Origin of the sequence: Mycobacterium simiae (assembly GCF_008370645.1) — a bacterium.
GTDB classification, from domain to species: Bacteria; Actinomycetota; Actinomycetes; order Mycobacteriales; family Mycobacteriaceae; genus Mycobacterium; species Mycobacterium simiae_A.
This window is the reverse complement of sequence record NZ_VTZN01000282.1, coordinates 1-4,109: the sequence shown is the minus strand read 5'-3', so window position 1 is coordinate 4,109 and position 4,109 is coordinate 1. Positions and strand designations below refer to the sequence as shown.

The window sequence follows — 4,109 nt, the reverse complement described above, 5'->3', positions numbered from 1 at the left end:
CCACCCGCGCCGGTGGCCTGGAGGTCAATGCCGTTAGCTTCGCCATCCCGGGGAACACGCTGCTGAACAACGTGTCGTTGACCGCGCCGCCCGGCACACTGACCGCCGTCATCGGCGGGTCCGGTGCCGGCAAGACCACACTTTCCCGCCTCATCGCCGGGTACACCAACCCCAGCTCCGGCACGGTGAGCTTTGCGGGCCACAACATCCACACCGGCTACGCGTCGTTGCGCAGCAGGATCGGGATGGTCCCCCAAGATGACGTCGTGCACCGGCAACTGACCATCATTCAGGCGCTTGGTTACGCTGCCGAACTGAGGTTGCCGCCCGATACCAGCAAAGAGGACCGCGCACAGGTCGTCGCCGGAGTGCTCGCGGAGCTGGGGCTAACCCAGCACGCCGACACCAGAGTCGACCAGCTATCCGGCGGCCAGCGCAAACGCGCGTCGGTGGCACTAGAACTGCTCACCGGACCGTCGCTGCTGATCCTCGACGAGCCCACATCCGGTCTGGACCCGGCGCTGGACCTGCAGGTGATGACGATGCTGCGCCAACTCGCCGACGCCGGTCGGGTGCTGTTGGTTGTCACGCACTCACTGACCTATCTCGACGTCTGCGATCAGGTGTTGCTCATGGCGCCCGGGGGTAAGACGGCTTTTTTGGGCCCGCCCGACCAGATCGGTGCGGCCATGGGAACCACCAACTGGGCCAAGATTTTCGCCAAGGTGGGCGCGGACCCAGAGGAGGCCAACCGCCGCTTCCTGGCCCAGCATCGGCCGCCTGCGCCCGCGCAGCACCAAACGCCGACGGATCTGGGCACGCCAGCGCACACCAGCGTGCGCCGCCAGTTCGGCACGATCGCGCGCCGCCAAGTTCGGCTGGTCGTCGCCGACCGCGCCTACTTCGTATTCCTGGCGATCTTGCCGTTCATTCTGGGGGCATTGTCGCTGGCCGTTCCCGGCGACAGCGGCTTCAGGATCGCCGCACCGACCAGTCAAACCCCCGACGAAGCCGCCCAGATCTTGACGCTGCTGTCCATCGCGGCCGTCTTCATGGGCACCGCGCTGACGATCCGCGACCTGATCGGTGAGCGCGCGATCTTCCGGCGCGAACAGGCGGTCGGCCTGTCCACGACGGCGTATTTGAGCGCCAAGGTCACCGTCTTCTGCGTCTTCGCCGTCATCCAAGCCGCAATCACGACCAGCATCGTGCTCCTGGGCAAAGGCACGCCGACGCAGAAAGCGCTGCTGCTGGGCAATCCCAGCGTGGAACTTTTCGGCACCGTCGCCGCGACCTGCGTGGCCTCGGCGATTGTCGGGTTGGCGTTGTCGTCGGTCGCGCGATCCAACGAGCAGATCATGCCGTTGCTAGTGGTGTCGCTGATGCTGCAGCTGGTGCTTGCCGGCGGCATCGTCCCGGTGACCGACCGGATCTTCCTCGACCAGCTGTCCTGGGCGGTGCCCGCGCGGTGGGGCTACGCGGCATCGGCGGCAACCGTCAACCTTCGAGAGCTGGTGCCCGGGTCGCTCAGTCCCGAGGACAGCCACTGGACACACTCGCGCATTGCTTGGCTTTTCGACATGGCGATGCTTGCCGCGCTCTGCGTGCTGTATTCCGGGCTGGTGTGGTGGCGCATCCGGCTCAAGCGCTGAGGGTCACGCGTCCAGTCGCAACCCATGCGCCAGAGCGAAGGCCAAGGCCTGCGGGACGTCGACGCGGGCACCCGTAAGCGACGCCGTCTTCCACAACGACGGATCGATGGTGGCGCTGCGCAGATCGGCGTTGTCCAGCTTGGCGCCGGTGGTCCGCGCACCACTGAGGTCGGCGCTGCGCAGCACGCTCTTGCGCAGGTCGGCCTCTACCAGACTGGCCTCCCGGAGTCGACAGCCGCTCAGGTCCACGCCACGCAGATCGTTGCCGCCGAGCACCGCGAGCGTGAAGTCCACTTCGTCGAACGTCAGCGGCCGCATCCGGCACTGGACAAAGACTGAACCGAGCATGCTGCACTGCTGGAATACACTGTGCCACAACGTACTTCGTTGAAACATGCAATTACGGAATGCCGATCCGCGGTGTTCGGATTCAGTCAGGTTGACGCCGCTGAAATCGCATTCGGTGAACACCACGCGTTCGGTCCGCAGCCGGCTCAGATCCTCGTCGCGGAAGTCGTGTCCGGAGTATTCGCAATCGACCCAATGCTGCAAGGCGGTCAGCTGCTCGTCAGACTGGCTAGGGCGTATTCGCTGACCGCAATCAGCGCGTCAGTGGCCGACTTGCGGTTTCGGGCGTCCACCGCGATCACCGGAATGTGCGCGGGCAGCGTCAATGCCTCGCGCACCTCGGCAACCGGATACCGTGGGGCACCGTCGAATTCATTGACCGCGACAAGGAACGGCAGGTTGCGGTGTTCGAAGAAGTCAACGGCGGCGAAGCTGTCCTCCAAGCGTCGGCAGTCCACCAGAACGATTGCGCCGATGGCGCCGCGCACCAGGTCGTCCCACATGAACCAGAACCGACGCTGGCCGGGGGTGCCAAATAGGTACAGCACCAGGTCGTCGTCCAAGGTGATACGGCCGAAGTCCATCGCGACCGTGGTGGACCGCTTGTCCGGGGTGGACTCGAGCATGTCGACGCTGGCCGAGGCATCAGTGACCATTGCTTCGGTACGCAGCGGCATGATCTCCGACACGGCGCCGACGAACGTCGTCTTGCCAGCGCCGAATCCGCCCGCGACGACGATCTTCGTCGACGCGGTACCGCGCGCCTTAGAGTGCTTGGAGACCACGCAGGGTCCTTCCTATGAGTTCGCGGCGCTCATCGCGGGTGGACTGGTCGGTCAAGGTCTCGTGCACCTGAAGGTAATCGGACGTGACCAGATCGCCCACCAAGACGCGCGCGACGCCCACCGGCAAATCCAGCCGGGCGGCGATTTCGGCCACCGACGCGCTGTTGAGGCACAACTGGATGATGTGACCTCGCAGGTCATGGGGCGGCCATTGGTGAGCCAGCCCCGCCTGCAGCGTCTGCACCGGCGCTTGCAGTGGCAGGTCGACGTCGGTACCGGTCCGTCCCGCTGTCAGAGTGTACGGGCGGACCAGGTGTGCCTCCGGCCGGGTTAGCGACGGGTCGCGTCTGTCCATTGCGGCTGGGGTTGGGAGCGGCGGGACGATTGCACGACGCTGCCGACTCGTTCGACGAGAATGGCCATCTCGTAGCCGATCTGCCCGATGTCGCATCCGGTCGCCGCCAGCGTCGCCAGATGCGAGCCGTCACCGACCCGCATCAGCAGTAAGAATCCGTTCTGCATTTCGACCACCGACTGCAGCACCGGGCCACCCTCGAACAGCTGCGCGGCGCCGGTGGCCAGGCTGGCCAGCCCGGAAGCCACCGCGGCCAACTGGTCGGCGCGTTCGCGCGGCAAATACTCACTGGCGGCGATGGGCAGACCGTCCACGGACACCAGCAGGGCATGCGCCACTGCGGGAACCTCGCGGGCAAACTTCGACACCAGCCAGTCGAGCTGACTGTCCGACATGCGTAGGTTCATTCCTGATTGGGTTCCTGACTGGTCTTGCGGGCGTGTGCCCGGCCGGTTCGCACACCATCGAAGTGGCTACTCATGGAGGCGCGAACCGCGTCCGGATCGCGCGCAGCCGCATGCTGCGCTAGCCGGCGTTGACCCGTTTCCACCTGATCAGCCTGGGCGGCCCCGGGCACCAGCCGGGCTCCGGGAGTGCGCACCGGCAGGCCGTGGTCGGTGCGGGACTCCACCGGCTTGTCTTGGGCTTCGGCGGCCACCGACCAGCCCCGGTCCCACACCGACTGCCAATCCAGGTCCGGACTGTGGACCAGCTCGCGCGGATCACCCATCATCTCCGACAGCATCCGCTGATAGATCACGTCGTCATCGGGGGCTGGGCCGGCCGGGGCCGCCGGCGCGGGGGTCGCGTCGGCGGCCCCGGAACGCCGGGAAAAAAACGCCGAGGTGTCCGACGCCGCTGGCGCCGGGACCGGTTGCGGAGCCTGCGAGGGGGCGTGCTTGGGCTGGTGCTGGGTCTCCCACCACGGAGTTTTCAGCTCGCGACGGCGCCGGGGCTGGTGCTGGCCGG

5 protein-coding genes and 1 pseudogene are annotated in these 4,109 nt (G+C 66.5%); 1 reads left to right on the top strand and 5 read right to left on the bottom strand.

What is annotated here, in order from left to right; all coding sequences use genetic code 11:
- On the top strand, window positions 1-1,652 hold a 1,652-nt coding region (locus F0Q45_RS24765; protein WP_149656404.1), incomplete at its 5' end, for an ABC transporter ATP-binding protein/permease.
- Window positions 1,653-1,655: 3 nt separating this feature from the next.
- Here F0Q45_RS24765 and F0Q45_RS24760 read toward each other — a convergent pair.
- The 5 genes and pseudogenes from F0Q45_RS24760 to F0Q45_RS24740 all read right to left on the bottom strand — a co-directional run.
- Window positions 1,656-2,204 carry a pentapeptide repeat-containing protein gene (locus tag F0Q45_RS24760; RefSeq protein WP_149656403.1) on the bottom strand — a complete coding sequence of 183 codons (549 nt, stop codon included), beginning with the start codon at window positions 2,202-2,204 and terminating at the stop codon, window positions 1,656-1,658.
- Window positions 2,205-2,209: 5 nt separating this feature from the next.
- Window positions 2,210-2,785: a GTP-binding protein gene (locus F0Q45_RS24755; protein ID WP_149656402.1), complete on the bottom strand. Its 576-nt coding sequence runs from the start codon at window positions 2,783-2,785 to the stop codon at window positions 2,210-2,212.
- Window positions 2,766-3,140 carry a DUF742 domain-containing protein gene (locus F0Q45_RS24750; protein WP_149656401.1) on the bottom strand — a complete coding sequence of 125 codons (375 nt, stop codon included), beginning with the start codon at window positions 3,138-3,140 and terminating at the stop codon, window positions 2,766-2,768. The genes F0Q45_RS24755 and F0Q45_RS24750 overlap by 20 nt, the downstream gene beginning before the upstream one ends.
- The gene (locus tag F0Q45_RS24745; protein WP_149656400.1) at window positions 3,116-3,547 is read right to left on the bottom strand and encodes a serine protease inhibitor; all 432 of its coding nucleotides are present in this window, start codon (window positions 3,545-3,547) and stop codon (window positions 3,116-3,118) included. Before F0Q45_RS24745 ends, F0Q45_RS24750 begins: the two co-directional genes overlap by 25 nt.
- A pseudogene (locus F0Q45_RS24740) lies at window positions 3,544-4,109 on the bottom strand (ATP-binding protein); the annotation flags it as partial. The pseudogene F0Q45_RS24740 and the gene F0Q45_RS24745, both read right to left, overlap by 4 nt.